General features: G+C 66.4%; 27 protein-coding genes. 12 read left to right on the top strand and 15 right to left on the bottom strand.

The window, feature by feature from the left end; all coding sequences use genetic code 11:
* Positions 1-46: 46 nt before the first annotated feature.
* From aroQ to ACYJP6_RS16660, 3 genes are all read right to left on the bottom strand, one after another.
* On the bottom strand, positions 47-493 hold the full coding sequence (gene aroQ, locus ACYJP6_RS16670; RefSeq protein WP_459476123.1) for a type II 3-dehydroquinate dehydratase: 447 nt from the start codon (positions 491-493) through the stop codon (positions 47-49).
* Between the two features lie 116 nt (positions 494-609).
* Positions 610-2,361, bottom strand: coding sequence for a protein-disulfide reductase DsbD (gene dsbD, locus ACYJP6_RS16665; RefSeq protein ID WP_459476122.1), 1,752 nt, complete (start codon positions 2,359-2,361; stop codon positions 610-612).
* A gap of 56 nt (positions 2,362-2,417) precedes the next feature.
* Positions 2,418-4,037, bottom strand: a complete 1,620-nt coding sequence (locus ACYJP6_RS16660) for a GGDEF domain-containing response regulator (protein ID WP_459476121.1) — start codon at positions 4,035-4,037, stop codon at positions 2,418-2,420.
* Positions 4,038-4,304: 267 nt separating this feature from the next.
* On the opposite strand from ACYJP6_RS16660, the gene ACYJP6_RS16655 reads away from it, so the two are divergent.
* The 7 genes from ACYJP6_RS16655 to ACYJP6_RS16625 all read left to right on the top strand — a co-directional run bounded on the left by ACYJP6_RS16655 (position 4,305) and on the right by ACYJP6_RS16625 (position 9,919).
* Complete coding sequence (locus tag ACYJP6_RS16655; RefSeq protein ID WP_459476120.1) at positions 4,305-5,321, top strand: DUF2333 family protein; 1,017 nt, start codon at positions 4,305-4,307, stop codon at positions 5,319-5,321.
* Positions 5,321-5,872: an NUDIX hydrolase gene (locus ACYJP6_RS16650; RefSeq protein WP_459476119.1), complete on the top strand. Its 552-nt coding sequence runs from the start codon at positions 5,321-5,323 to the stop codon at positions 5,870-5,872. Before ACYJP6_RS16655 ends, ACYJP6_RS16650 begins: the two co-directional genes overlap by 1 nt.
* Before the next feature lie 156 nt (positions 5,873-6,028).
* Entirely contained in the window at positions 6,029-6,373 is a 345-nt protein-coding gene (locus tag ACYJP6_RS16645; protein WP_459476118.1) for a translation initiation factor Sui1, read from the top strand.
* Between the two features lie 86 nt (positions 6,374-6,459).
* Complete coding sequence (speA, locus tag ACYJP6_RS16640) at positions 6,460-8,373, top strand: arginine decarboxylase (RefSeq protein ID WP_459476117.1); 1,914 nt, start codon at positions 6,460-6,462, stop codon at positions 8,371-8,373.
* Positions 8,374-8,592: 219 nt separating this feature from the next.
* Positions 8,593-8,847 carry an outer membrane protein assembly factor BamE gene (locus tag ACYJP6_RS16635; protein WP_145007515.1) on the top strand — a complete coding sequence of 85 codons (255 nt, stop codon included), beginning with the start codon at positions 8,593-8,595 and terminating at the stop codon, positions 8,845-8,847.
* Complete coding sequence (locus ACYJP6_RS16630; RefSeq protein WP_459476116.1) at positions 8,844-9,407, top strand: lipocalin family protein; 564 nt, start codon at positions 8,844-8,846, stop codon at positions 9,405-9,407. The genes ACYJP6_RS16635 and ACYJP6_RS16630 overlap by 4 nt, the downstream gene beginning before the upstream one ends.
* A gap of 17 nt (positions 9,408-9,424) precedes the next feature.
* Positions 9,425-9,919: a YbhB/YbcL family Raf kinase inhibitor-like protein gene (locus ACYJP6_RS16625; protein ID WP_459476115.1), complete on the top strand. Its 495-nt coding sequence runs from the start codon at positions 9,425-9,427 to the stop codon at positions 9,917-9,919.
* A 17-nt stretch (positions 9,920-9,936) separates the two neighbouring features.
* Here the strand turns inward: ACYJP6_RS16625 and ACYJP6_RS16620 are convergent, their stop codons facing one another.
* Positions 9,937-10,743 (bottom strand): cysteine hydrolase family protein, encoded by an 807-nt coding sequence (locus tag ACYJP6_RS16620; RefSeq protein ID WP_459476114.1) that lies wholly within the window; start codon positions 10,741-10,743, stop codon positions 9,937-9,939.
* A gap of 132 nt (positions 10,744-10,875) precedes the next feature.
* Between ACYJP6_RS16620 and pip the strand changes: the two genes are divergently transcribed.
* From pip to mdoH, 4 genes are all read left to right on the top strand, one after another.
* On the top strand, positions 10,876-11,841 hold the full coding sequence (gene pip / locus ACYJP6_RS16615) for a prolyl aminopeptidase (protein WP_459476113.1): 966 nt from the start codon (positions 10,876-10,878) through the stop codon (positions 11,839-11,841).
* Positions 11,838-12,275: a D-aminoacyl-tRNA deacylase gene (dtd, locus tag ACYJP6_RS16610; protein ID WP_459476112.1), complete on the top strand. Its 438-nt coding sequence runs from the start codon at positions 11,838-11,840 to the stop codon at positions 12,273-12,275. The genes pip and dtd overlap by 4 nt, the downstream gene beginning before the upstream one ends.
* A gap of 234 nt (positions 12,276-12,509) precedes the next feature.
* The gene (locus ACYJP6_RS16605) at positions 12,510-14,009 is read left to right on the top strand and encodes a glucan biosynthesis protein G (protein ID WP_459476224.1); all 1,500 of its coding nucleotides are present in this window, start codon (positions 12,510-12,512) and stop codon (positions 14,007-14,009) included.
* Entirely contained in the window at positions 14,002-16,599 is a 2,598-nt protein-coding gene (gene mdoH, locus ACYJP6_RS16600) for a glucans biosynthesis glucosyltransferase MdoH (protein ID WP_459476111.1), read from the top strand. Before ACYJP6_RS16605 ends, mdoH begins: the two co-directional genes overlap by 8 nt.
* A gap of 66 nt (positions 16,600-16,665) precedes the next feature.
* On the opposite strand, the gene ACYJP6_RS16595 is transcribed toward mdoH, so the two are convergent.
* From ACYJP6_RS16595 to ubiE, 9 genes are all read right to left on the bottom strand, one after another.
* Positions 16,666-17,376 (bottom strand): 16S rRNA (uracil(1498)-N(3))-methyltransferase, encoded by a 711-nt coding sequence (locus ACYJP6_RS16595; RefSeq protein ID WP_459476110.1) that lies wholly within the window; start codon positions 17,374-17,376, stop codon positions 16,666-16,668.
* Positions 17,373-18,170 carry a twin-arginine translocase subunit TatC gene (tatC, locus tag ACYJP6_RS16590; protein ID WP_459476109.1) on the bottom strand — a complete coding sequence of 266 codons (798 nt, stop codon included), beginning with the start codon at positions 18,168-18,170 and terminating at the stop codon, positions 17,373-17,375. The genes ACYJP6_RS16595 and tatC overlap by 4 nt, the downstream gene beginning before the upstream one ends.
* Complete coding sequence (gene tatB, locus ACYJP6_RS16585; protein WP_459476108.1) at positions 18,167-18,523, bottom strand: Sec-independent protein translocase protein TatB; 357 nt, start codon at positions 18,521-18,523, stop codon at positions 18,167-18,169. The genes tatC and tatB overlap by 4 nt, the downstream gene beginning before the upstream one ends.
* Positions 18,524-18,532: 9 nt before the next feature.
* Entirely contained in the window at positions 18,533-18,793 is a 261-nt protein-coding gene (locus ACYJP6_RS16580; protein WP_145007537.1) for a twin-arginine translocase TatA/TatE family subunit, read from the bottom strand.
* 27 nt (positions 18,794-18,820) lie between these two features.
* Positions 18,821-19,153: a phosphoribosyl-ATP diphosphatase gene (locus ACYJP6_RS16575; RefSeq protein ID WP_007161606.1), complete on the bottom strand. Its 333-nt coding sequence runs from the start codon at positions 19,151-19,153 to the stop codon at positions 18,821-18,823.
* Positions 19,146-19,547 (bottom strand): phosphoribosyl-AMP cyclohydrolase, encoded by a 402-nt coding sequence (gene hisI, locus ACYJP6_RS16570; RefSeq protein WP_459476107.1) that lies wholly within the window; start codon positions 19,545-19,547, stop codon positions 19,146-19,148. The genes ACYJP6_RS16575 and hisI overlap by 8 nt, the downstream gene beginning before the upstream one ends.
* A gap of 191 nt (positions 19,548-19,738) precedes the next feature.
* Positions 19,739-21,337 (bottom strand): ubiquinone biosynthesis regulatory protein kinase UbiB, encoded by a 1,599-nt coding sequence (gene ubiB, locus ACYJP6_RS16565; protein ID WP_459476106.1) that lies wholly within the window; start codon positions 21,335-21,337, stop codon positions 19,739-19,741.
* Positions 21,334-21,969 carry a ubiquinone biosynthesis accessory factor UbiJ gene (locus ACYJP6_RS16560; RefSeq protein ID WP_459476105.1) on the bottom strand — a complete coding sequence of 212 codons (636 nt, stop codon included), beginning with the start codon at positions 21,967-21,969 and terminating at the stop codon, positions 21,334-21,336. The genes ubiB and ACYJP6_RS16560 overlap by 4 nt, the downstream gene beginning before the upstream one ends.
* Positions 21,969-22,739, bottom strand: a complete 771-nt coding sequence (gene ubiE, locus ACYJP6_RS16555) for a bifunctional demethylmenaquinone methyltransferase/2-methoxy-6-polyprenyl-1,4-benzoquinol methylase UbiE (protein WP_459476103.1) — start codon at positions 22,737-22,739, stop codon at positions 21,969-21,971. The genes ACYJP6_RS16560 and ubiE overlap by 1 nt, the downstream gene beginning before the upstream one ends.
* Before the next feature lie 151 nt (positions 22,740-22,890).
* Between ubiE and ACYJP6_RS16550 the strand changes: the two genes are divergently transcribed.
* The gene (locus ACYJP6_RS16550) at positions 22,891-23,169 is read left to right on the top strand and encodes a polyhydroxyalkanoic acid system family protein (RefSeq protein WP_459476102.1); all 279 of its coding nucleotides are present in this window, start codon (positions 22,891-22,893) and stop codon (positions 23,167-23,169) included.
* Positions 23,170-23,176: 7 nt separating this feature from the next.
* Here ACYJP6_RS16550 and ACYJP6_RS16545 read toward each other — a convergent pair whose 3' ends face one another.
* Both ACYJP6_RS16545 and hslU read right to left on the bottom strand, forming a co-directional pair.
* Entirely contained in the window at positions 23,177-23,548 is a 372-nt protein-coding gene (locus tag ACYJP6_RS16545) for a gamma-butyrobetaine hydroxylase family protein (RefSeq protein WP_459476101.1), read from the bottom strand.
* Positions 23,549-23,843: 295 nt separating this feature from the next.
* Positions 23,844-25,193, bottom strand: coding sequence for an ATP-dependent protease ATPase subunit HslU (gene hslU / locus ACYJP6_RS16540; protein WP_459476100.1), 1,350 nt, complete (start codon positions 25,191-25,193; stop codon positions 23,844-23,846).

The following is a 25,193-nucleotide window of genomic DNA, read 5'->3' as shown; positions in this document are numbered from 1 at the left end:
GGCTCTCCCCTCGGGTTCTGGTGATGTTCTGGATGTTGAGTCGCGCTCAGCCGCAGGCGGCGAGCTGTTCGCAGGCGGCTTCCAGTGCCAGGCGATAGCCACTGGCGCCGAGCCCGCAGATGACCCCGACCGCCACGTCGGAAAAATAAGAATGCTGGCGGAAGGCGTCGCGCTTGTGCACGTTCGACAGGTGCACTTCGATGAATGGGATGCTCACCGCGAGCAAGGCGTCACGTAGGGCGACGCTGGTGTGGGTGAAGGCGGCTGGATTGATCAGGATGAACGCCACCCCTTCGTCGCGCGCCGCATGGATGCGCTCGATCAGCAGGTGTTCGGCATTGCTCTGCAGATGCTGCAGCTGGTGACCGGCCGCAGTGGCGCGGGCTTCGAGGTCGGCGTTGATCTCGGCCAGGGTGGTGGCACCGTACACGCCCGGCTCGCGGGTTCCCAGCAGATTCAGGTTGGGTCCGTGCAGTACCAGCAGTTGCGCCATAGCCACTTGCCTCGCGTTTTCGGCACCAGATTGGCCGCGGACTATGCCGCAACCTGAGGTGACTGTCCAGTCGCTAGACGTTTGCCGGAAATGCCCGCACGTTGGGCGAAATTCTTTTAATCGTTGGTGAGCAGCCTTTTTACCTCGGCCAGCCTGGCGAGAAAGTCCGGCGCATCGATTTCACCGACGATGCGGCCCGCTGGCTGCTCCTGGCCCTTGTCATCATAGAACAGGATCGCCGGGGGGCCGAACAGACCCTGCCGATCGAGCCATTGCCGCTGTTCCCGGTTGCTTGCCGTCAGATCGAAGCGGATCAACGTGAAGTCGTGCAACTGCGCCTGGACTGCGGGGTTACCGAACACCTCGCGCTCGATCAGCTTGCAGCTGATGCACCAGTCGGCATAGACGTCCACCAGGACCGGCCGGCCCCTGCCCAGGGTCGTGGCGAGGGCAGCCGGATCGCTCAGGGTGCGCAGGCCCTGCTCGCCGGTGACCGGGGTCGCTAGCGCTGCCGCGGCCAGCGGCCGCAGGGGATCGCTGGCGCCGCGCAAGGCCCCGATGCCTGCGGCCCCGCCGTACAGCAGCAAGGCCAGCCCGACGAGTTGCAGCAGCCGCTGGCGGGGTGGCTTGGGCTGGAATTCGAGGGCACCGAGGAACAGGCCGCAGCCGGCGGCCAGCAGGCCCCAGCCGGCTAGCGCCAGCGGCCCCGGCAGCAGCCGTTCGAGGAGCCAGAGCGCCACCGCCAGCAGCAGGACGCCGAAGGCATTGCGCATACCTACCAGCCAGGCGCCGCTGCGCGGCAACAGGGCACCGCCCCCGGCGGCGACCAGGACGAGTGGCGTGCCCATGCCCAGACCCAGGGCGAACAGCGCCAAGCCTCCGCCGAGCCAGTCGGCGGTACTGCTGATGTAGAGCAGGAGGCCCGCCAGGGGGGCCGAGACGCAGGGTGAGACGATCAGGCTGGAGAGCACCCCGAGGGTCGCCGCGCCGCCCAGGGAACCGCCGCGGGTGCCACTGGCCAGTCGTTCGAGGCGTTCGCGCAGGGCGGTCGGCAGACGCAACTCGAAGAGTCCGAACATCGCCAGGGCGAATAGCAGGAACAGTCCGGCGAAGGGAATCAGTACCCAGGCCGACTGCAGTTGCGCCTGCAGATTGAGACGGGCGCCAAAGACGCCCATGAGGGCGCCCAGGACGGCGAAGCTCAGCGCCATTGGCAGCACGTAGGCCAGCGCCAGCAGCAGGCCACGTCCGGGACGCGCCTTGCCAGCCAGCACCACCGCCGAGACGATGGGCAGCATCGGCAGGACGCAGGGAGTGAAGGTCAGGCCCAGGCCGGCGAGGAAGGCCAGCAGGATCCTGTGCCACCCCACCTGGTCGGGGGCGGGCGTGGTCACGGCAACTGAAGCCGCGGGACCGGCAATCTCCAGGGTACGGGTTTCCGGCGGATAGCAGAGGCCGCGATCGGCGCAGCCCTGGTAGGTCACCTTTATTTGGCCGCCGCGGTCGGGCGCGAGGGGCAGGGGAATGTCGACGCCGGCGTGGTAGACCTGGACGTCGCCGAACCACTCATCGTGTTTCGGCTCGCCGGCGGGCAGCGGCACCGGGCCGGTCAGCAGGCCGGGCGCGGCCTCGAAGGCGAATCTCTGGCGATAGAGGTAGTAGCCTTCGGCGATGATGAAACGCACCACCGTGCGCCCCTCGGTATCGCGGCGCTGCTCCAGGCGAAAGGCCTGGTCCACCGGCAGGAAGGCCTGGCTGGCGCGTTGGCCGTCCAGCCCCAGGGCGGCCGCCGGCCGCGGCGCATCGAACAGGCCGGCCGTGGCAGGCAGGGTCAGCAGCAGGGTGAGCAGGAACAGCAGGAGACGCATGGGCTTCTCGACAATCGGCAGCGGCCGATCATAGCAGAGGCGCCAGGGCCGTCCCGCTAGTCCTGGCCGTACTGGTGCACGCAGTTGCGCCCGGCGCGCTTGGCGCTGTAGAGCGCCTCGTCCGCCTGCTTGGCCAGCAGGGTCATTTCCTGATCGGGTTGCAGTTGTGCCAGGCCGGCGCTGAAGGTGCAGCTGAGCTCCTTGGGCGGCGCGGGATAGCAGATCTCGGCGAAGCGCTGGCGGATCTCGTCGATCAGACGGGTCGCGGTGGCCAGATCGGTATCGGGCAGCACGATGGCGAATTCCTCGCCGCCGTAGCGGCCGATATGGTCGGACTTGCGCAGCCGCTGCTTGAGGAACAACGCCAGGCTCTTGATCACCCGGTCGCCCATGGGATGGCCGTAGTGGTCGTTGACCTGCTTGAAGTGGTCGATGTCGAGCATGGCGAAGGTGATCGGCCGCTGGCTGCGCCGGGCGCGGAAGCAGGCATCTTCTAGCAGTTGCAGGGTGTGGGTGTGGTTGTAGAGGCCGGTGAGGCTGTCCTGGACGATGCGTGCCTGCAGGCTGCGCGCCCGCGCGGCGCGGGTACGCACGGTGGCGATCAGGTGGCGCGGCTTGATCGGCTTGGTGAGGAAGTCATCACCGCCCTCGCTCATGGCGTCCAGCTGCTTGTCGAGATCGTCCTCGGCCGACAGGTAGATGATGGGCACGCTGACATAGCGCTCGTGCTGGCGGATGACCTTGGCCAGCTCGGTGCCGGTGCACTCGGGCATGTACATGTCGAGGATGATCAGGTCGGGCGCGAACTCGGCCAGGTGCGCCATGACCGCGCCAGGTTGCATCAGGGTGCGGGTGACGATGCCCGCGCTGTTGAGCGCCATTTCCGTGGCCATGGCCTGGGCCCGGGAGTCGTCCACCACCAGGGCGCGGATCGGATCGTAGTAGACGGTACGGGTGAGCGTCTCGATCTTCTCCAGCAGGCGCGCCGAGTCCAGGGTGCCGGTGTAGAACTCCTGGCCGCCGGCGCGCACCGCGGCCAGGCGAAAGGGCGTGTCGGCTTCTTGGTGGCTGTAGAAGAGTACCGGCAGCTTGCGCTCGAGGCCGTGCTGGGCGTCCAGCGCCAGCTGGATGCCGGCGCCTGCGCCGCCGAAGTCCACGTCCATGACGATGACCGCGGGATGGCGACTGTCCAGCATCCGGCGGAAGTCGTCGGCGTCGCGGCTGATCTGGATGGTGACGCCGAAGTACTCCATCTGCTGGGCCAGGCGCTCGGCGCGCTCGGTGTCGAGCAGGGCGATGTAGATCGGCTTGCGCAGCGGCGGCAGGCTGGTGGTCTCCAGCTGATCGCCCTGGCGCAGGCCGGTGCGCGACAGGCTCTGCATGGCCTGGCTGAGTTCGGTGATGGCCTGGCTGTTGAGCCGGCCCCGATTGGCGGCGACCTGCGCCAGGGTGCCGCCGATGGTTTCCGCGAGGTCGGCATGGCCCTGCTGCTCGAAACGCTGCGCGTACTGGCGCAGCCGGGCATTGGCATCGGTCAGCTCGCTCAGGCTGCCAGCGCTCCATTCGTCCCGCTGCAGGCGCTGCCAGATCTCCAGCACCTGGCGCGACTGATGGATGACCCGTTGGGCGAAGTGCAGCTTGAGTCGGTCCCGGCTCGGGTCGTCATGTTCGCTCACGAAATGGTCCGTCATTCTGGAGGTGATGGCCCTATGCTACCAATTGATGACTGGCAGGGGAGAGGCGGTACCCTGGTTAGCGGCGGTAATGCCGCTCGCACGGACACTGTCGGTCGCTTCTGGAGTAGCGTCTGTCGCCTGTTACCCTAGTCTCGGCAACGGCGGCGAACGCGGTCCGGCCCGGCGTCGCCTCGAGCGTGGCGCAACCGGTGGCTCTGGCCGGGGTCCAAGCGCCAACACCTTTGAAATCAGTGCAAGGAATTGTCCATGCGGGAGTGGAACTTGAGGTCGGGATGGCTCCGGCTGGTGGCGGTGCTGGTGGCGCTGTACCTGCTGGTGACCCTGGCGATAGGTTGGTACTGGAGCCGGGAGCCGGATTTCTTCCCGGTCCAGCAACATGCCCAGGAGGCGGCTGCGGCCAGCGGGCGCAAGCTGGTACTCGGCTACACCACGGTCGAGACCCTCAAGCAGGTGGCGGGCACCCTGCTGGACAAGCCGGGTGGCTATCTGTCCAACGACATCATGCCGCCGGGCGTCTGGCTGGACGACATGCCGTCCTGGGAGTACGGGGTGCTGGTGCAGACCCGCGACCTGGCCCGGGCGCTGCGCAAGGATTTCGCCCGCTCCCAGTCGCAGTCCACCGAGGACGTCGACCTGGCCCAGGCCGAGCCGCGCTTCAACTTCGACAACCACAGCTGGGCCATGCCGTCGTCGGAGTCCGAATACCGCGCCGGTATCGCCTCCCTTGATCGCTATCTCGCGCGCCTGGGTGGCCAGAACGTCCAGGGCCAGCCCACCGCCTACTTCTATTCGCGTTCGGACAACCTGCGCAATTGGCTGGGTGACGTCGAGACGCGGCTTGGCTCGCTGTCCCAGCGGCTGTCGGCCAGCGTCGGCCGCGTACGCCTGGATGCCGAGGTACGGCCGAACCAGGACATCCCCGCCGGCCAAGTGCCGGAAGTCCACGAGCAGCGCGTCGAGACGCCCTGGCTGCAGATCGACAACGTCTTCTACGAGGCACGCGGCCAGGCCTGGGCGCTGTCGCACATCCTGCGCGCCATCGAGGTCGACTTCGCTGATACCCTGGCGAAGAAGAACGCCACGGTGAATGTGCGCGAGATCATTCGCGAGCTGGAAGCGGCGCAGCAGCCGATCTGGAGTCCGATGATCCTCAACGGTAGCGGCTTCGGCATCCTGGCCAACCATTCGCTGGTGATCGCCAACTATATCTCCCGCGCCAACGCCGCCATCATCGACCTGCGCCAGTTGCTGGAACAGGGCTGATGACGCCGGGCGACCGCGAAGCGGCCCATCGCGCCGCCTCCGACCGGGAGGCGGTGGTCTGGGTCGACTGTGACGACCGGGTCCAGGGCCAGCTGCCGCGCGCGGAGTTGCGCGCCCGCGGCCTGATCGGGCGCTGCACCTTCATCCTGCTGTTCAATGCCGCCGGTGAGTTTTGCGTGCACCGGCGTACCCTCAGCAAGGCGCTCTACCCGGGCTATTGGGACGTGGCCGCCGGTGGCATGGTGGCGCCGGGGGAGAGCTACGCCGAGTCGGCGGCGCGGGAGTTGGCCGAGGAACTCGGGGTAAGCGGTGTGCCCTTGCGCGAGCACGGCACCTTCTATTTCGAGGAGCCAGGCAACCGGCTCTGGGGCGCGGTATTCAGCGCCCGCTGGGACGGCCCGCTGCAGCTGCAGCCGGAAGAGGTGCTGGAAGCCCGCTTCCTCGCGCCCGCCGTCATCCTCGACCAGGCAAGGACCCTGCCGTACTGCCCGGATTCCCTGGAGGCGCTGCGGTTGGCCCTGGGGCAGGCGGATGTCGCATCCCTGCCTTAATTTCTCGCATTCGTCCCTTAGCATCCGGCGGCGATGCTGCTACATTGCGCGGCCCCGGAACAGTGCGGCCCTTGCCGGACCGTGCTGCATCCAAGGTTTGCCAGGTGCCCGGCGCCTGGTGCCCGACGCCTGCCCCCGAGTTGGGAGGACCGCCCCTTGAGCAAGAAAACCTCGTCGCTGTCGGACCTCAGTCGCCTGGTGTATTCCACCGACGTCGGCCGCATTCGTCCGGAAGAGCCCCAGGTCCAGGCACCGGCCGGCGACGGTATCGCCCGGGTCCGCCGCGAGACCAAGGGCCGGGGTGGCAAGACGGTCACCACCGTCACCGGCGTACCGCTGGACGAGGTCGAACTCAAGGACCTGGCCAGCGCCCTCAAGCGCCGCTGCGGAACCGGTGGGGCGCTCAAGGATGGCGTCATCGAGATCCAGGGCGATCACGTCGACCTGCTGGTCGGCGAACTCGAGAAACGCGGCTTCAAGACCAAGCGCTCGGGCGGCTAGGCCACGCCTTCGGTGCCCCGGCGTACAACTTACCGTCCCTGGCGGCGGTCCATCCAAGCAAGATTCCCTACAGGAGATTCCCGCGAATGTCCCCACGACGCACGCGCAAAGACGACGGCAGCCAGTGGACCGTGGCGGACAGCCGCAGCGTCTACGGTATTCGCCATTGGGGCGCCGGTTACTTCGCCATCAGCGATGCCGGCAACGTCGAGGTCCGCCCCCACGGCCCGGATGGCCAGCCGATCGACCTGCACGTCCTGGTCGGCCAGTTGCGCGAAGCGGGGCTGTCGCTGCCACTGCTGGTGCGTTTTCCCGACATCCTGCAGGGCCAGGTGCGCCACCTGACCGGTGCCTTCGACCGTAACATCGAGCGGCTGGACTACCAGGGTCGCTACACCGCCCTCTATCCGATCAAGGTCAACCAGCAGGAAGCGGTGGTGGAGAACATCATCGCCACCCGCGACGTCTCCATCGGCCTGGAAGCCGGCTCCAAGCCGGAGCTGATGGCGGTGCTGGCGCTGGCGCCCAAGGGCGGCACCATCGTCTGCAACGGCTACAAGGACCGCGAATTCATTCGCCTGGCGCTGATGGGCCAGAAGCTCGGCCATAGCGTCTTCATCGTCATCGAGAAGGAATCCGAGGTCCCGCTGGTGATCGAGGAGGCGGCCGAGCTCAAGGTTACCCCCCAGGTCGGCCTGCGCGTACGGCTGTCATCCCTGGCCTCGAGCAAGTGGGCCGATACCGGGGGCGAGAAGTCCAAGTTCGGGCTGTCCGCCGCCCAGCTGCTGTCGGTGATCGAGCGCTTCCGCGCCGCCGGCCTGGAGCAGGGCGTGCGCCTGCTGCACTTCCACATGGGCTCGCAGATCGCCAACCTGGCCGACTACCGCCAGGGCTTCCGCGAAGCCATCCGCTACTACGCCGAGCTGCGCGCCCTGGGGCTGCCGCTGGACCACATCGACGTCGGCGGTGGCCTGGGCGTGGACTACGACGGCACCCACTCGCGCAATGCCAGCTCCATCAACTACGACATGGACGACTACGCCGGTACCGTGGTCGGCATGCTCAAGGAATTCTGCGACCAGCAGGAATTGCCGCATCCGAACATCTTCTCGGAAAGCGGTCGCGCCATGACCGCCCACCACGCCATGCTGGTGATGCAGGTCACCGACGTCGAGCGCCACAACGACAGCGTGCCGGCCAGCGAGCGCTTCGAAGGCAAGCCCGAGGTGGTGCAGTGGCTGGCCGAGCTGCTCGGCGACACCGATCCGGAAATGGTCACCGAGACCTACTGGCGCGCCACCCAGTACGTCAGCGAAGCTGCCGCCCAGTATGCCGCGGGCAGTCTCAGCCTGGGCGACAAGGCACTGGCCGAACAGTGCTACTTCGCCATTTGCCGGCGGCTGTACAACCAGCTCAAGGCGCGCCAGCGCTCCCACCGCCAGGTACTCGACGAACTCAACGACAAGCTGGCCGACAAGTACATCTGCAACTTCTCGGTGTTCCAGAGCCTGCCCGACACCTGGGCCATCGACCAGATCCTGCCCATCGTGCCCCTGACCCGTCTGGACGAGGAGCCGGTGCGCCGCGCCGTGCTGCAGGACCTGACCTGTGACTCCGACGGCAAGATCAAGCAATACGTCGACGAGCAGAGCATCGAGACCAGCCTGCCGGTGCACGAGGTGCGCGAGGGCGAGGACTACCTGCTGGCGGTGTTCCTGGTGGGCGCCTACCAGGAGATCCTCGGCGACATGCACAACCTGTTCGGCGACACCGACTCGGTGAACGTCTACCAGGACGCCGACGGCAGCGTGCGCCACGGCGGCATCGAGACCCACGACACCATCGAGGACATGCTCAGGTACGTGCACCTCTCGCCCGAGGAACTGATGACCTACTACCGCGACAAGGTCGCCAGCGCCCGGCTCACTGCCCGCGAGCGCACCCAGTTCCTCGACGCCATGCGCCTGGGGCTGACCCGCTCCTCCTATCTCGCCAGCTAGGGAGCCGCTCACGATCTGCTGCGCGTGCGCCAGACTGCGTGAACATGCCCTGGGTGGCCAGCCCCGGCGAAAGGCTCAGGTACCGCGTGTACACTGAGCTTTCAGGCATTTCCACCTTGTCTGGCGCCAGCCGGCGAGATGGTGAACGGCTTCCGCGCGAGCGAACCCTGGCGGCCGGACAGGCTCTATAACCTTGCCGTCAGGATGGAGGAGAAGGGTATGAAGTGGCGCATGGCGCTTCTGCTGATGGGCAGTCTGCTACTGGCAGGGTGCGGCAAGGTCACCCAGGAAAACTATTCCCGGCTCAAGGCCGGCCAGACCAAGGCCGAGGTGGAACATATCCTGGGGGCACCCACGGAATGTGCCGGCGCCCTGGGCGTCACCACCTGTACCTGGGGTGATCGCGGCTCCTTCATCAGCGTGCAGTATCTCAACGATAAGGTGGCGATGTTCGCCGGGCAGGGTCTGCGATGAAAACCTCTACCAAACTGTTGCTGCTGGCGGGTGCCGCCGGATTGCTCGCGGCCTGCGCCAGCAGTCCGCGCCAGGTGCCGCCGCTTACCGCGGGCAATGTCGATCTGCAGCGCTACCAGGGGCACTGGTACGAGCTGGCACGCCTGCCGATGTTCTTCCAGCGCAACTGCGCCCAGTCCGAGGCGAACTACCACGTCATGGCCGACGGCAAGGTGGCGGTGTTCAATAGCTGCCGCACCCTGGACGGCAAGGTCCAGGAAGCGACCGGGACCGCCACGCCGATCAAGCCCGGCGTGACCGATCGCCTGGAAGTACGCTTCGACACCTGGTTCAGCGGCGTGCTGCCCAACGTGGCCAAGGGACCCTACTGGATCCTCTACGTCGACGAGGACTACAAGACCGCCCTGGTCGGCAGCCCGGATCGCAAGTACCTCTGGCTGCTGGCGCGCAAGCCCGAGATCTCCGCGGCGCAGAGCGAGAAGCTGCTGCGCATCGCCCGCGAAAAAGGCTACAACCTCAATCGTCTGGTCTGGCGCGAGACCGACGCCCACATGCCCTGAGCGACAGGAGCCCTAACGTGAAACTCTGGACCGATGCCTTCGCCGACAATGAGTTCATGCCCAAGCGTCACGAGTTCGACGTGGCCGACTTCGGTGCCCATGGGGAGAATATTTCGCCGGCCCTGCAGTGGTCGGATCTGCCCGCCGACGCCAAGAGCCTCGCCCTGACCGTCTATGACCCGGATGCTCCCACTGGCAGTGGCTTCTGGCACTGGGTGGTGGTCAACATCCCGCTGACTACCCAGGGGCTGGCGGAAGACGCCGGTCGCGCCGACGGCTCGGGCCTGCCCGCGGGCGCCCTGCAGCTGATCAACGACTACGGCACCCGCGGCTTCGGCGGCGCGGCGCCGCCCAAGGGCGACAAGCCGCATCGTTACGTCTTCCAGCTGCATGCGCTCAAGGTCGACCAGTTGCCGGTACCGGCGGACGCCACCAACGCGGTCGGCCGTTTCATGATCCACCTCAACCAGCTGGCCTCGGCAACCTATACCGGTCTCTACGAGATCAAGTAGGGCAGACGACGGGTGGGCTAGCCGAGCTCGTCCGTCGACGTCGCCAGCCTGACGCCCGCGGCGCGCATCTCGGCCAGGAAGGCCTCGCCCTGGGCCTCGAAGCCGGGTACCGAATGGCTGCAGTCGGTCAGCAGCACCAGGTCCTGGCGCCGCTCCGCCGGCCAGCGATCGAGCAGGTCACGCAGGGTGCTGGCCACGCAGTGGGACAGGGCTTCGCCCGCTACCAGCAGGGTATCCGCCTGCTGCAGGCGCGCGATCAGCCGGGCATCCACGGCCGTCTGGGCATCCTGCGGATCCGGCACCTCGGCGCGCAGCGCCGAATAGTGCTCGGTATGGGGGTTGCCCCCTTTCATGACGAAGTCCACCAGGCGGCCCTGGGTCCGGCCCCAGGCATTCAGCGCCCGGTGCACGTCCGCTTGCACTCCATGGCCCCAGCCGCCCACCAGGCAGTGCTCCGGCCAGATCACCAGGCGATAGCGACCCCCTGCTTCCAGGGCCTGGACATAGGCCAGCCCCCGGGCGCGTTCGGCCGGGTCGCGGGTCTGCCAGCGACCGCTGGCCACCTCGTCCGCGCCGATCTGGGTGAAGGGCGCCGGGGCCTGGCCGGCGGCGTCCTGCCACCAGTGCGGATGGGCGATATGCAGCGGCTGGTGGGAATCCAGGGTCACCTGCACCCCTGCCAGGCGGGCGCCGAGGCGGTCGATCAAACCCGCGACGCGTTGCAGGCCGGCGACCGCGCCGGGCACTGGCAGGGCGGCACCCGGCAGGTCGCAGAAGTCGTTCTGCGGATCGATCAGCAACAGCTGCAGCTTGGGCTGGGACATGGGACTCTCCTCGGGCGACTGGCCGCTGATGGTGCGGCGCGGCGTGGGCGTGAGGCAAGCCCGAGCGGCATGGAAACCCTGTAAGGTGCAGGTCTATGATGAAGGGGCTGACCCTGCCCCGCGGAGCGCGACATGCTGAATCTGTACCCGGAAATCAAGCCCTACGCCCGCCACGAGCTGGCCGTCGAAGCGCCCCATGTGCTCTATGCCGACGAGAGCGGTTCGCCCGACGGCCTGCCGGTGCTGTTCATCCACGGCGGCCCCGGGTCTGGTTGCGATCGCCTGAGCCGGCGCTTCTTCGATCCCAACCTCTATCGCATCGTCACCTTCGACCAGCGCGGCTGCGGTCGCTCCACGCCCTATGCCAGCCTGGAAAACAACACCACCTGGCACCTGGTCGAGGACATCGAGCGCCTGCGCGAGCACCTTGGGATCGAGCAATGGGTGCTGTTCGGTGGCTCCTGGGGTTCCACGCTAGCCCTGGCCTATGCCCAGCGGCATCCCGAGCGGGTCCGGGCGATGGTGGTCCGCGGCATCTTCCTCTGTCGTCCGGTGGACCTGCACTGGTTCTACCAGGACGGCGCGAGCCGGCTGTTCCCCGACTTCTGGCAGGACTACCTGCACCCCATCGCCGAAGCGGAGCGGGGCGACCTGATCAATGCCTATTATCGGCGGCTGACCGGGCCGGACGAGCTGGCGCAGATGTCCGCGGCCCGCGCCTGGTCCTGCTGGGAAGGGCGCACCGTGACCCTGAGGCCGAATCCCGACGTGCTGGAAAAATTCAGCGAGCATGCCCTGGCCATCGCCCGCATCGAGTGCCACTACTTCGTCAACGCTGCCTTCCTCGAACCGGACCAGCTGCTGCGCGACATGCCGAAGATCGCCCATATCCCGGCGGTGATCGTCCATGGCCGCTATGACATGGTCTGTCCGCTGGACAATGCCTGGGCGCTGCACCACGCCTGGCCCGGCAGCGAGCTGCAGATCATCCGCGACGCCGGCCATGCGGCGAGCGAGCCCGGTATCTGCGACGCCCTGGTACGGGCGACCGACCAGATTGCCCGGCAGTTGCTCGACCTGCCCCAGGAGGCCGAGTGAAGGCGCTGCTGCAGCGGGTCAGCCGCGCCAGCGTCGAGGTCGAGGGCACCACGGTCGGCGCCATCGGCCCGGGTCTGCTGGTGCTGGTCGGTATCGAACCACAGGATGACGAGGCGGCTTGCGCGCGGATGCTCAAGCGCCTGCTGGAGTACCGCGTCTTCGCCGATGGCGAGCAGCGCATGAACCTCTCGCTGCAGGATGTGGCAGGCGGTCTGCTGTTGGTGTCCCAGTTCACCCTGGCCGCCGATACCCGCAGCGGCAGGCGGCCGAGTTTTTCCTCGGCGGCCCCGCCTGCCCAGGGCGAGCGTCTCTTCGGCCATCTGGTCAACCTGGCGCGCGACCTGCATCCGGAGGTTCAGACCGGTCGTTTCGGTGCCGATATGCAGGTTTCCCTGACCAACGACGGACCGGTGACATTTTTATTGTCGATTTAGTGAGGGCGCCCCTTACAGCGCCCTGCCAAGTGTCTATGATTGCGCAGTTCGAGTTTGAACGGTCGTCCAACCGGGGAATCATTGACCCCCGGGGGAGTCGGACCCTTGCCTATCCGTTTCGCGACCACCGGTCGCCAAACGTATTCGTACGCTGATTTAGGAGGCTGCGTGTTATCTCATTCCAAAGTTAAGCCGGGCAAGCAGGGCTTCGCCCTCGTCGGGCTCTCCGTCGCCCTGGGCCTGTTCAGTGCCCAGGCCCTGGCCTTCAGCCTGGACGATGTGGCCGCCAAGGCCAAAGAGCTCTCCGGCCAGAAGTTCGTCGCGCCCAAGAGCAACCTGCCCGCATCCTTCAGCGGCATGAAGTATGCCGACTATCAGCAGATCACCTTCAATCAGGACAAGGCCTACTGGAAGGATGCCAAGACGCCCTTCCGCCTGAATTTCTATCACGAGGGCATGCACTACAGCGTGCCGGTGAAGATCAACGAGGTCACCGCCAACAGCGTCGAAGAGATCAAATACGATCCCTCGATGTTCAATTTCGGCAACCTGCAGGTCGACCAGTCCCAGCTCAAGGACCTCGGTTTCGCCGGTTTCAAGGTGCTCTATCCGCTGAACAAGGCGGACAAGAACGACGAGCTGATGACCATGCTCGGCGCCAGCTACTTCCGCGTGATTGGCAAGAACCAGGTCTATGGCCTGTCCGCCCGCGGCCTGGCCATCGATACCGCGTTGCCGTCCGGCGAGGAATTTCCGCGCTTCACCGAATTTTGGGTCGAGCAGCCCCAGTCGGATCGCCGCAACCTGGTGATCTATGCGCTGCTGGATTCGCCCCGGGCCACCGGTGCCTACCGTTTCGTGCTGACGCCCGGCAAGGACAGCACCGTCGACGTCGAAGCCAAGGTGTTCCTGCGCGACAACGTCAACAAGCTCGGCATCGCGCCGCTGACCAGCATGTACCTGTTCGGCCCCAACCAGCCGAGCGCCCAGGTCAACTACCGTCCGGCCCTGCACGACTCCAACGGCCTGGCCATCCACGCCGGCAACGGCGAGTGGCTGTGGCGTCCGCTGAACAACCCGCGCCGGCTGTCGGTCAGCACCTACACCATCGAGAATCCGCGCGGCTTCGGTCTGCTGCAGCGGGGCCACGAATTCTACAAGTACCAGGACCTGGACGAGCGCTACGACAAGCGTCCCAGCGGCTGGGTCGAGCCCAAGGGTGACTGGGGCAAGGGTCACGTCGAGCTGGTGGAAATCCCCACGCCGGATGAGACCAACGACAACATCGTGGCCTTCTGGACGCCGGATACGCTGCCGGAGAAGGGCCAGCCGATCGATGTCAGCTATCGCCTGCACTTCACCACCGACGAGCCCAATCTGCACACCAAGGACCTGGCCTGGGTCGCCCAGACCCGCCTGTCCACCGGCGACGTGCGCCAGTCCAACCTGGTGCGCCAGACCGACGGCAGCCTGGCCTATATCATCGATTTCGAAGGGCCGAATCTCGACGACCTGCCCGAGGATTCGCAAGTCGGCTCCCAGGTCAGCCTGGATGCCAACGGTGAACTGGTCGAGAACTCTGTGAGATACAACCCGGTTACCAAGGGTTATCGCCTGACCTTGAGACTCAAGGTCAAGGATCAGACCAAGCCGGTGGAAATGCGTGCCAACCTCGCCCAGGGTGACAAACCTCTCAGCGAAACCTGGACTTACCAGCTACCTGCCAATGAATAACTCCACCCGTGATACCTCGGTCGCCGCTGCTGGCGACTACCTCGAACACCTGCCGTTGCCCGCCGGGCAGCGGCAGGCGCTGGATCCTGCGGCCGATGTCGAGACGCTGCACCGGCAACTGGCCGGTGCCCGGGGGGAGGGCGCCCAGGGCGCCGATGCGGTGATCGCTTCCACCGAGGCCCGTCTCGCGGCGGGTTGGGACGACACCCTGGATGACGGCGAGCTGCTGGGCGCCGATGCCCAGGGCCGGGTCTTCATCAAGGCCACCCCGCCCATGACCCGCTCCATGATGGTGCCCGATCCCTGGCGCACCAACCCCGTGGCGCGGAGCTGGAAGCGCCTGCTCGGCCGCAAGGACCACAGCCGCTGGCAACCGGATCCCGAGGCGGACGCCCACGCGCACTGGCGCAAGGTCGGTTCGTTCCGGCGCTTCATCTTGCTGATCCTCATGCTGGTGCAGACCGGCATCGCCACCTGGTACATGAAGGCCGTGCTGCCCTATCAGGGCTGGGCGCTGGTCGATCTCGGCGAGGTCTATCGGCAGGGCTGGGGCGAATCCATTCGCCAGGTGCTGCCCTATGTGGTGCAGACCAGCATCCTGCTGCTCTTCGCCTTGCTGTTCTGCTGGGTGTCCGCCGGCTTCTGGACCGCCCTGATGGGCTTCTGGCAGCTGCTCAGCGGTCGCGACAAGTACAGCATCTCGGCCAGCTCCACCGGTACCGAGCCGATCGATCCGCAGTCCCGTACCGCGCTGGTGATGCCCATCGCCAACGAGGACGTCCCGCGCGTCTTCGCCGGTCTGCGCGCCACCTACGAATCGGTCAGGGCCAGCGGCGAGCTGGAGCACTTCGATTTCTTCATCCTCAGCGACAGTAACGATCCGGACAAGTGCGTGGCCGAAGAGAAGGCCTGGCTGGAGCTGTGCCGCGAGGTCGGCGGCTTCGGTCACATCTTCTACCGTCGTCGCCGCCGTCGGGTGAAGCGCAAGAGTGGCAACATCGACGACTTCTGCCGCCGCTGGGGCAGCCAGTACAAGTACATGGTGGTGCTCGACGCCGACAGCGTCATGAGCGGCGAATGCCTGGCCAGCCTGGTCCGGTTGATGGAGGCCAATCCCCGCGCCGGCATCATCCAGACCGCGCCCAAGGCCTCCGGCATGGATACCCTGTACGCCCGCCTGCAGCAGTTCGCCACCCGGGTCTATGGACCGCTGTTCACCGCGGGCCTGCATTTCTGGCAGCTGGGTGAATCCCACTACTGGGGCCACAACGCCATCATCCGGGTCAAGCCGTTCATCGACCATTGCGCCCTGGCACCCTTGCCGGGCACGGGTTCCTTCGCCGGTGCCATCCTCTCCCACGACTTCGTGGAAGCGGCGCTGATGCGGCGTTCCGGCTGGGGCGTCTGGATCGCCTACGACCTGCCGGGCAGCTACGAAGAGCTACCGCCCAACCTGCTGGACGAACTCAAGCGCGACCGCCGCTGGTGCCATGGCAACCTGATGAACTTCCGGCTGTTCCTGGTCAAGGGCATGCACCCGGTACACCGCGCGGTGTTCCTCACCGGGGTGATGTCCTACCTGTCGGCGCCGCTGTGGTTCCTCTTCCTGGTACTGTCCACGGCGTTGCTGGCGATCCACAAGCTGCTGGAACCCCAGTACTTCTTCCAGCCGCGGCAGCTGTTCCCGGTCTGGCCGCAGTGGCATCCGGAACAGGCCATCGCGCTGTTCTCCACCACCCTGGTGCTGCTGTTCCTGCCCAAGCTGCTCAGCGTGGTGCTGATCATCGCCAAGGGCGCCAAGGAATTCGGTGGGGGCCTGCGGCTGTTCCTGTCCATGCTGCTGGAAATGCTCTTCTCGGTGCTGCTGGCACCGGTACGGATGCTGTTCCACACGGTGTTCGTGACCGCCGCCTTCCTCGGCTGGTCGGTGCAGTGGAATTCGCCCCAGCGGGACGATGACGACACCCCCTGGAGCGAGGCCTTCCGCCGCCACGGCTCGCAGATGCTGCTCGGCCTGATCTGGACCGCCGGCGTGGCCTGGCTGGATCCGCGCTTCCTCTGGTGGCTGTCGCCCATCGTGGTGTCGCTGATCCTGTCGGCACCGGTGTCGGTGATTTCCAGCCGGACCAACCTGGGCCTGGGCAGTCGGCGGCACCACCTGTTCCTGATCCCGGAAGAGTACGCCCCGCCGCGCGAGCTGGTGGCCACCGACGAGTACCTGCACCTGAACAACCGCAACGCCCTGACCAAGGGCTTCCTGCGCGCTACTGTCGATCCGGTGCTCAATGCCCTGGCCATCGGCATGGCCCGTGGGCGCCATGGCAAGGTGGTGGAGCCGGCGCGGCGCCTGCGCGAAGAGCGGGTGGCCCGAGTCCTGGCCGCCGGGCCGGAGAAGACCAAGGGCGACGACCAGTGGCGTCTGCTCAGCGACCCGGATGGCATGGCGCAACTGCACCTGCAGGTCTGGAAAGCCGAGGAGCATCGCAACTGGCGAGAAGCCTATGCGACCCTGAGACCCCGCTCCCACAGCGATTCGGCGACGGACGCAGTGGGTAATCCGGCCGGTCTGAGCCCAAGGCCCGCCTCCTGAGGAGGCGTTCTGCCCAATAAAAAGCCCCGCTGTCGTGAGACACCGGGGCTTTTTCTTGGGCAACGGTCAGAAGAGGCGGGCGAGCAGGGCCGGGACGGCGTTCTCCACCCTTAGGATGCGCTCGCCGAGCTGGACGGGTTGCAGGCCAGCCTCCTGCAGCTTTTCGACCTCATAGGGGATCCAGCCACCTTCCGGACCGATCGCCAGGGTCACCCGTTCGCTCAGGGCGCGTGGGCAGGCCGGATAGTCACCCGGGTGCCCGACCAGGCCGCGAGAGCCGGCCGCGAGGCCCGGCAGGCGATCCTCGACGAAGGGCTTGAATCTCTTTTCGATCAGCACCTCCGGCAGCACCGTATCCCGTGCCTGTTCCAAGCCCAGGCGCAACTGCTCCTCGAGGGCAGCGGGTTCGAGAAAGGGCGTCTGCCAGAAACTCTTTTCCACCCGGAAGCTGTTGAGCAGCACCAGGCGCTCGACACCCATGGCCGAGACCGTCTGCAGCACGCGGCGCAGCATCTTGGGGCGCGGCAGGGCGAGCAGCAGGGTGAGCGGCAGCTTGGCGGGTGGCGGCTGGTCGAGGGTGACGTGCAGGCAGGCCTGGGCGGCATCGAGGGACTCGAGTCGGCCCTGGCCCATCAGGCCGCCGAGGAGTCCCACGCGCAGCTGATCGCCGGCCTGGGCCTGGTGGACGTCGCGCAGATGGGCAAGACGCCGCTGGTCACGCAGCACGACCTGGTCGGCGGCCGTGAAGTCGGCCGCCTCGAGCAGGATCAGGTTCACGGGCGTTCGGCGGGCGGTTGCGGGTCGGCGCTGCTTTCGTCGGCGCCTATGGGTCTTTCGCGCTTTTGCACGAAGCGGCCGAACAGCAGGCCGATCTCGAACAGCAGCCACATGGGCACGGCCAGCATGGTCTGGGAGAAGACGTCCGGAGGCGTCAGCAGCATGCCGACCACGAAGCAGCCGATGATGACGTAGGGACGGATCTTCTTCAGGTAGGCGACGTCGACCACGCCGATCCAGATCAGCAGGACGGTGGCCACCGGTATCTCGAAGGCCGCGCCGAAGGCGAAGAACAGCGTCAGGATGAAATCCAGATAGGCATTCAGGTCCGGCATCATCATGGCGCCTTCCGGCGTGATGCTGCTGAAGAAATGGAAGATGATCGGGAACACCAGGAAGTAGGCGAAGGCCATGCCGGCGTAGAACAGCACGATGCTGGAAATCAGCAGCGGGATGGCCACCTTCTTCTCGTGCCGATAGAGGCCGGGCGCCACGAAGCTCCAGACCTGGTGCAGGATCACCGGCATGGCGATGAACAGCGAGACCACCAGGGTCAGCTTGAAGGGCGCGAGGAACGGCGAGGTGACGTCCGTGGAGATCATGGTCGCGCCTTCGGGCAGCACGCGCCGGATCGGCTCGGAGGCGAAGGCATAGATCTTCTGGGCGAAATAGAACAACCCGAGAAAGATCACGAAGGTGGCCAGCACGCATCTGAGGATGCGGGTGCGGAGTTCGGTCAGGTGCGAGACCAGGGGCATTTCCTGGTCGTCGTGGTCGGAGGGCTTGTCGCTCATGGTGCTCTTGGCGGCGTCTGGGGCGGATCCTGCGGGCGTTCGGCAACCACGTCCTGGGGCATGGGCGGGGCAGCGGCGGCGGGGGACGTCTGGGCTTCCGGCGTGGAGGCACCAGGCTTGGGCCGGTTGTCGCGCTGCTCCATGGAGAGGATATGCTCGTTGCGCAGTTGCTGGCGAATCTCGTCAGCCCCTATCTCCCGCTCGACTTCCTGGCGGATGCTGTTGAAGCTGCGCCTCAGGCGACCGATCCACAGGCCCGCGGTGCGCGCTGCACCGGGCAGGCGCTCCGGGCCCAGTACCAGCAGGGCGACGAACCCCACCAGCATCATCTCGGGGAAGCTGATTCCGAACATGGGGGCGCCTTAGTCCTTGCGTACCACCGGTTCTTCGACCTTGCGGTGCTCGGCGTCGAAGGTCTGCGGACGATTCAGGGGAGCGTTCGGGTTGGCCGTGGTGGTGGACGGCTGCTCGGCCTTGTCGTCCTCGTCGGTGTGCATGGCCTTGCGGAAGCCCTTGATGGCCTCGCCCACGTCGGAGCCGAGGTGCTTCAGCCGTTTGGTGCCGAAGACGATCACCACGACGAGCAGGATGACGATCCAGTGTTTCCAGTCGAAGATACCCATGGTCTTTCCTCGTTGCGAAGCTTGGGGTCAGGATTGAGTACGAGCGGCCTTTTCGGCGTGCCCGGAGAGACCGAAACGGCGATCCAGTTCGTCCAGCACGGCCTGCGGATGCTGGCCGAGGGCCGAGAGCATGATCAGGCTGTGGAACCAGAGGTCGGCGGTCTCGTAGATGACATCGTCGTATTGCTGGCTGATGGCGGCATCCTTGGCGGCGAGAATGGTCTCGACGCTTTCTTCGCCGACCTTTTCCAGGATCTTGTTCAGGCCCTTGTGATAGAGGCTGGCCACGTAGGAGGAGTCCGGAGCGGCCTGCTTGCGTTCTTCCAGCACCTGCGCCAGGCGCGCGAGGGTGTCAGTCATGGCCGTGGCCTCCGGCGTAGATGGCGCTGGGGTCCTTGCGCACAGGATCGACGATCTCCCACTGGCCGTCGCGCAGCACGCGATAGAAGCAGCTTTCCCGGCCCGTGTGGCAGGCGATGCCGCCGAGTTGCTCAACCTGCAGCACCACCACATCGGCGTCGCAGTCGAGGCGCAGTTCGAGCACCCGCTGCACGTGGCCGGATTCCTCGCCCTTGCGCCACAGCCGGTTGCGCGAACGCGACCAGTACACCGCGCGGCCTTCGGCGGCGGTCAGGGCCAGGGATTCGCGGTTCATCCAGGCCATCATCAGGATACGCCCGGTGGTGGGGTCCTGGGCGATGGCCGGTACCAGGCCATCGCTGTTCCAGTGGATCTCGTCTAGCCAGTTGCTCATGGGTCTGTTCGATACTACGAATTAGGGTACTGGGCTCTGTCTGAAAGATGCCTGCGCTTGGTCATGCGGCGACTGTCAGACAGGCCCTAGCCTCGCACAAGACGCGGTCCGAATACAGCGGCAAGGCACCAGTGGCTGAGGGCGTGTATTTCGCCCGATAAAAATGACAGGGTGGTTACAGCTTAAGGAGTTCAGCGCCGGATCACCAGAACCAGGCCGCCGACCAGCATGGCCCAGGCCGGCCAGGCATGGGGTTGGGGCTCCAGGCCGAGCTGGGCCGCGCCGACCAGCAGGACGGCGCCGACCACCCGGACGATCCAGTCGTCGTTGCGACCGCCCCAGGGGTTGGGCGGATCCTTGCGGTGCGGCTGGGTGATGCGCTCGAGGGTATCGCGGGCCATCTGCGCCAGGTGCGGGATCTGTTCCAGTTGCTGCTGGATGTTGCGGGCGATCTGCGGCGGGCTGAGCCGCTTGCGCATCCACTTCTCCAGATAGGGCTTGGCGGTGGACCAGAGGTCCAGGTCCGGATAGAGCTGGCGACCCAGGCCTTCAATGTTGAGCAGAGTCTTCTGCAGCAGCACCAGCTGCGGCTGGATCTCCATGTTGAAGCGGCGCGCCACCTGGAACAGTCGCAGCAGCAGCTGGCCGAAGGAGATGTCCTTGAGCGGCTTCTCGAAGATGGGTTCGCAGACGGTGCGGATCGCCGCTTCCAGCTCGTTGACCTGGGTGTTGGCCGGGACCCAGCCGGAGTCGATGTGCAGCTGGGCGACCTTGCGGTAGTCGCGCTGGAAGAAGGCCCAGAGGTTGCGCGCCAGGTAGTCCTGGTCCTCGGGGGTCAGGCTGCCGATGATGCCGCAGTCCACCGCGATGTAGAGCGGGTCCCAGGGCTTGGCGGTGCTGACGAAGATGTTGCCCGGGTGCATGTCGGCGTGGAAGAAGCTGTCGCGGAACACCTGGGTGAAGAAGATCTCCACGCCGCGTTCGGCCAGCAGCTTGAAGTCGGTGCCCTGGTCGCGCAGCGCGGCCAAATCGGTAACGGGGATGCCGTAGATGCGCTCCATCACCAGCACCCGCTCGCGGCACCAGTCCCAGTACACCTGGGGCACGTATAGGCGTTCGGAACCCTCGAAGTTGCGTCTCAGCTGGCTGGAGTTGGCCGCCTCGCGCAGGAGATCGAGTTCGTCGTAGATGGTCTTCTCGTAGTCGCTGACCACGTCCATCGGGTGCAGCCGGCGGGCTTCCGCGGAGAGGCGTTCGGCCATGCGCGCCAGCAGGAACAGCCAGGCGATGTCCTGGCTGATGATGCCCTTGAGGCCAGGCCGCACCACCTTGACCACCACTTCCTCGCCAGTACGCAACTGGGCCGCGTGGACCTGGGCCACCGAGGCCGAGGCCAGCGGCTGGTGGTCGAAGCGGGCGAAGGCCTGCTTGATGGGCACGCCGAGCTGGGCCTCGATGAGCGCCACGGCCTTTTCCGGCGGGAAGGGCGGAACCTTGTCCTGCAGGAACATCAGCTCGTCGGCGATATCCTCGGGCATGAGGTCGCGGCGCGTGGAGAGGATCTGGCCGAACTTGACGAACACCGGCCCCAGTCCTTCCAGGGCCAGACGCAGGCGGGCACCGCGCGGCAGCGTCTTGCTCGGCCGCGGCAGCCAGCGCCAGGGCAGCACGTAACGGGTGGCGCGCAGGTACCAGGGCAGCGGCAGGGCATAGACGATGTCGTCCAGCCGATAGCGGATGACGACGAAGAAGATCCGCAACAGGCGGTTGAGGGCAGCAAACAGCTTCATTCGTCGGGGTTATCCCTGGCGTTGCGGGCGGTTTCCAGGCGGGCGAGCCGGGCGTCAAGACGATCCACGTCCAGCCGCAGGGCATCGATCTCGGCGAAGCGAGCCTCGCCTTCCAGGCGACCGACCAGGTGGCGACTTTCCTCGTTCAGCCAGTTGGACAGCGTCAGCTGCAGGCTGTCGCGGCTCTGCGCGCCCAGCGCCTGACCACGCCGGGCCAGGTCGCCCAACAGCGCTGCCGGCAGCGGGCCGAGCCAGCGGCTGACCTCGTGCTGCCAGTCCAGCTCCAGCTTCTGCAGGATGTCGGCGAGTTCGATCAGCAGGGTGCTGTCGCCTTCCAGGCGGACATCCGGCTGGTGCAGTACGCGCTGCTTGTCGCGGGCCAGGGCCAGCTCGGCCAGGCGCGTCGCCGGGGCGCTCAGGGTGCAGTCGACGTCGCCCTCGTGGTGGGCGGCGAAGTGCAGGCCGTCACCGGCCGGCAGGATGTAGAGACGCAGCGCGGGTTGCCGGGTCTGCACCGCGATCACCCGCCCGGTCAGCGCGGCCAGGCGCGGCAACGCCACCGGGTCGAGCGCCAGCAGCGGATTCAGGCCGCGCTCCAGCGCCGCCAGCAAGGCCTGGGTGACGAGGGCCATCAGGGCTTGATGCCGCGATGCAGGGCGACCACGCCGCCAGTCATGTTGTGGTAGGAGACGCGGGCGAAGCCGGTCTCCTCCATCATGGCCTTGAGGGTCTGCTGGTCGGGGTGCATGCGGATGGATTCCGCCAGGTAGCGATAGCTCTCGGCGTCACCGGCCACCAGCTTGCCCATCAGCGGCAGGAAGCCGAAGGAGTAGGCGTCATAGGCCTTGGACACCAGCGGGTTGGTGGGCTTGGAGAATTCCAGCACCAGCAGCCGGCCACCGGGCTTGAGCACGCGCAGCATGGAGGCCAGCGCCTGGTCCTTGTGGGTGACGTTGCGCAGGCCGAAGGCGATGGTGATGCAATCGAAATGGTTGTCGGGGAAGGGCAGCTTCTCGGCATCCGCCTGGACGAAACGCACGTTGCTGGCCACGCCCTCGTCAAGCAGGCGATCACGGCCGACCCTGAGCATGGAATCGTTGATGTCGGCCAGCACGACCTCGCCGGTGGGGCCGACCAGGCGGGCGAACTGCTTGGTCAGGTCGCCGGTACCGCCGGCGATGTCCAGCACCCGGTTGCCGCGGCGCACGCCGGACAGCTCGATGGTGAATCTCTTCCACAGCCGGTGGATGCCCGCCGACATCAGGTCGTTCATCACATCGTACTTGGCGGCCACCGAATGGAAGACCTCCGCGACCTTGTAAGCCTTCTGGCTCTCCGGCACGCTCTGGTAGCCGAAGTGGGTCTGGGATTCGGCCTCGGGGCCTTTGCGCGGATCGCTCATGGGGCTACACCTGGGACAGGGACAAGAGGGCATTCTAGCAGGCCGATCACCCGGCTTGCCCGGCTAAAACCAGGGCTGACCGCTCGGTTCTCGCGATTGGCGGCGTGGCGGGCCCTCGCTATAGTCATGGCCCTTTATCCGGAGTTCCCCGATGTCCCAGATCACCATCGAACGCAGCCACTCGCTCGGGCTGGAAGGCGCCCGGCAGAAGGCCGACCAGCTGGCGGAAAAACTCACGCGTGACTATGGGGTGGCCTGCGCCTGGGAAGGCGACACCCTGACCTTCGCGCGCAGTGGCGTGGATGGGCGGATCGAGGTCGGTGAGGACCGGGTGCGGGTGCTGGCGACCCTGGGCATGATGTTCTCGATGCTCAGCGGCCAGATCGAGAAGGAGATCGAGCGCAAGCTGGACAAGGCCCTGGCGGCCTGAGTCCAGGTCAGAGCATCAGCTTGACCGCGCTGACGTGCGGGTCCCGCGTCTTGCCGGCGCGGGCCAGCTGCTCCAGGTAGTCCGCCCAGAGCTGGTCGCGGCGACTGCCCAGTTCGTAGAGATAATCCCAGCTGAACAGGCCGCTGTCGTGGCCGTCGTCGAAGGTCAGCTTGATGGCGTAGCGCCCGGCCGGTTCCACGGCCGTGATGCCGACCTGCTGCTTGCCGAACTGCAACACCGGATTGCCGTGTCCCTGGACTTCAGCCGAGGGCGAGTGCACCCGCAGGAACTCGGCGGGCAGCTCGAAGGTTTCCGCGCCGTAGCTGACGCTGAGAGTCTTGGAGGCCTTGCGCAGCTGGATGGCGGTGGGGGTACGCATGTTGAGGTTCCCTGGGCGGTTTTGCAGTCTTTGCCTGAGGCCATCGCGGCCCTGGACCGGTCCTACAGGCTGCCGTAGGTTGGGTTAAGCCTAGCGAAGCCCAGCACGGGCTCGGGGAGCATGCCATGTTGGGCTTCGACGATAGTGCTGTCTCAACCCAACCTACGGTTTGGTTGCAGCCTTTGCTTTGGCCATCGCGGCCATGGGCCGCTCCTACAGGGTTCGATGTCTCCTGTAGGAGCGGCCGCATCGGCGGACCGCCATGGCCGCGATCACAGAGTCGCCGAGCCTACCGTCACAGTATATAGCGCGACAGGTCTTCGTCCTGGGCCAGTTCGCCCAGGTGGCCGTTCACATAGGCCGCGTCGATGACGATGGGCTCGCCGTTCTGCTGGCCGGCGAGGTCGGCGGCGCTGAAGGACACCTCTTCCAGCAGGCGCTCCAGCAGGGTGTGCAGGCGCCGGGCACCGATGTTCTCGGTCTTCTCGTTGACCTGCCAGGCGATCTCGGCGATGCGGGTGATGCCGTCGGCGGCGAAGTCCACGTGCAGCCCTTCGGTCTTGAGCAGCTCGCGATACTGCTCGGTGAGCGAGGCGTGCGGCTCTGTGAGAATGCGCTCGAAGTCCTGCGGGGTCAGCGCCTTGAGCTCGACGCGGATCGGCAGGCGACCCTGCAGTTCCGGCACCAGGTCGCTGGGCTTGGACAGGTGGAAGGCGCCCGAGGCGATGAACAGGATGTGGTCGGTCTTGACCATGCCCAGCTTGGTGTTGACGGTGCAGCCCTCGATCAGTGGCAGCAGGTCGCGCTGCACGCCTTCGCGGGAGACGTCGGCGCCACTGGTGTTGCCACGCTTGGCGACCTTGTCGATCTCGTCGATGAAGACGATGCCGTGCTGCTCGACGGCCTCCAGGGCGCGGCCCTTGAGTTCTTCTTCGTTGACCAGGCGGGCGGCCTCTTCGTCACGCACCAGCTTGAGCGCTTCCTTGACCTTGAGCTTGCGCTGCTTGGTCTTGCCCTTGTGCATGCCGGCGAAGAGATTCTGCAGCTGGCTGGTCATCTCCTCCATGCCGGGCGGGGTCATGATCTCGACGCCGGCCGGGGTATCGGCGACCTCGATGTCGATGTCCTTGTCGTCCAGCTGACCTTCGCGCAGGCGCTTGCGGAACAGCTGGCGAGTGTTGCTATCGGTGGCGGCCGGCTGGGGCTCGTTGCTGAAGCCCACCGAGGGGCGGGCGGCGGGCAGCAGGGCATCGAGGATGCGCTCTTCGGCGGCGTCTTCGGCGCGATGGCGGTTACGCACCATCTCCTGCTCGCGCAGCATCTTCACGGCGGCGTCGGCGAGGTCACGGATGATGGACTCGACGTCACGGCCGACGTAGCCGACCTCGGTGAACTTGGTGGCTTCCACCTTGAGGAAGGGCGCATTGGCCAGCTTGGCCAGGCGCCGGGCGATCTCGGTCTTGCCCACGCCCGTGGGGCCGATCATCAGGATGTTCTTGGGCGTGACCTCGGGGCGCAGCTCGGCGGGCAGCTGCATGCGCCGCCAGCGGTTGCGCAGGGCGATGGCCACGGCGCGCTTGGCGTCGTCCTGGCCGATGATGTGGCGATTGAGTTCGTGGACGATCTCGCGGGGGGTCATGGACAT

The organism is Pseudomonas sp. No.117 (genome assembly GCF_054558395.1).
The sequence above is the reverse complement of the archived record's forward strand: the minus strand, read 5'-3'. Positions and strand labels throughout refer to the sequence as shown.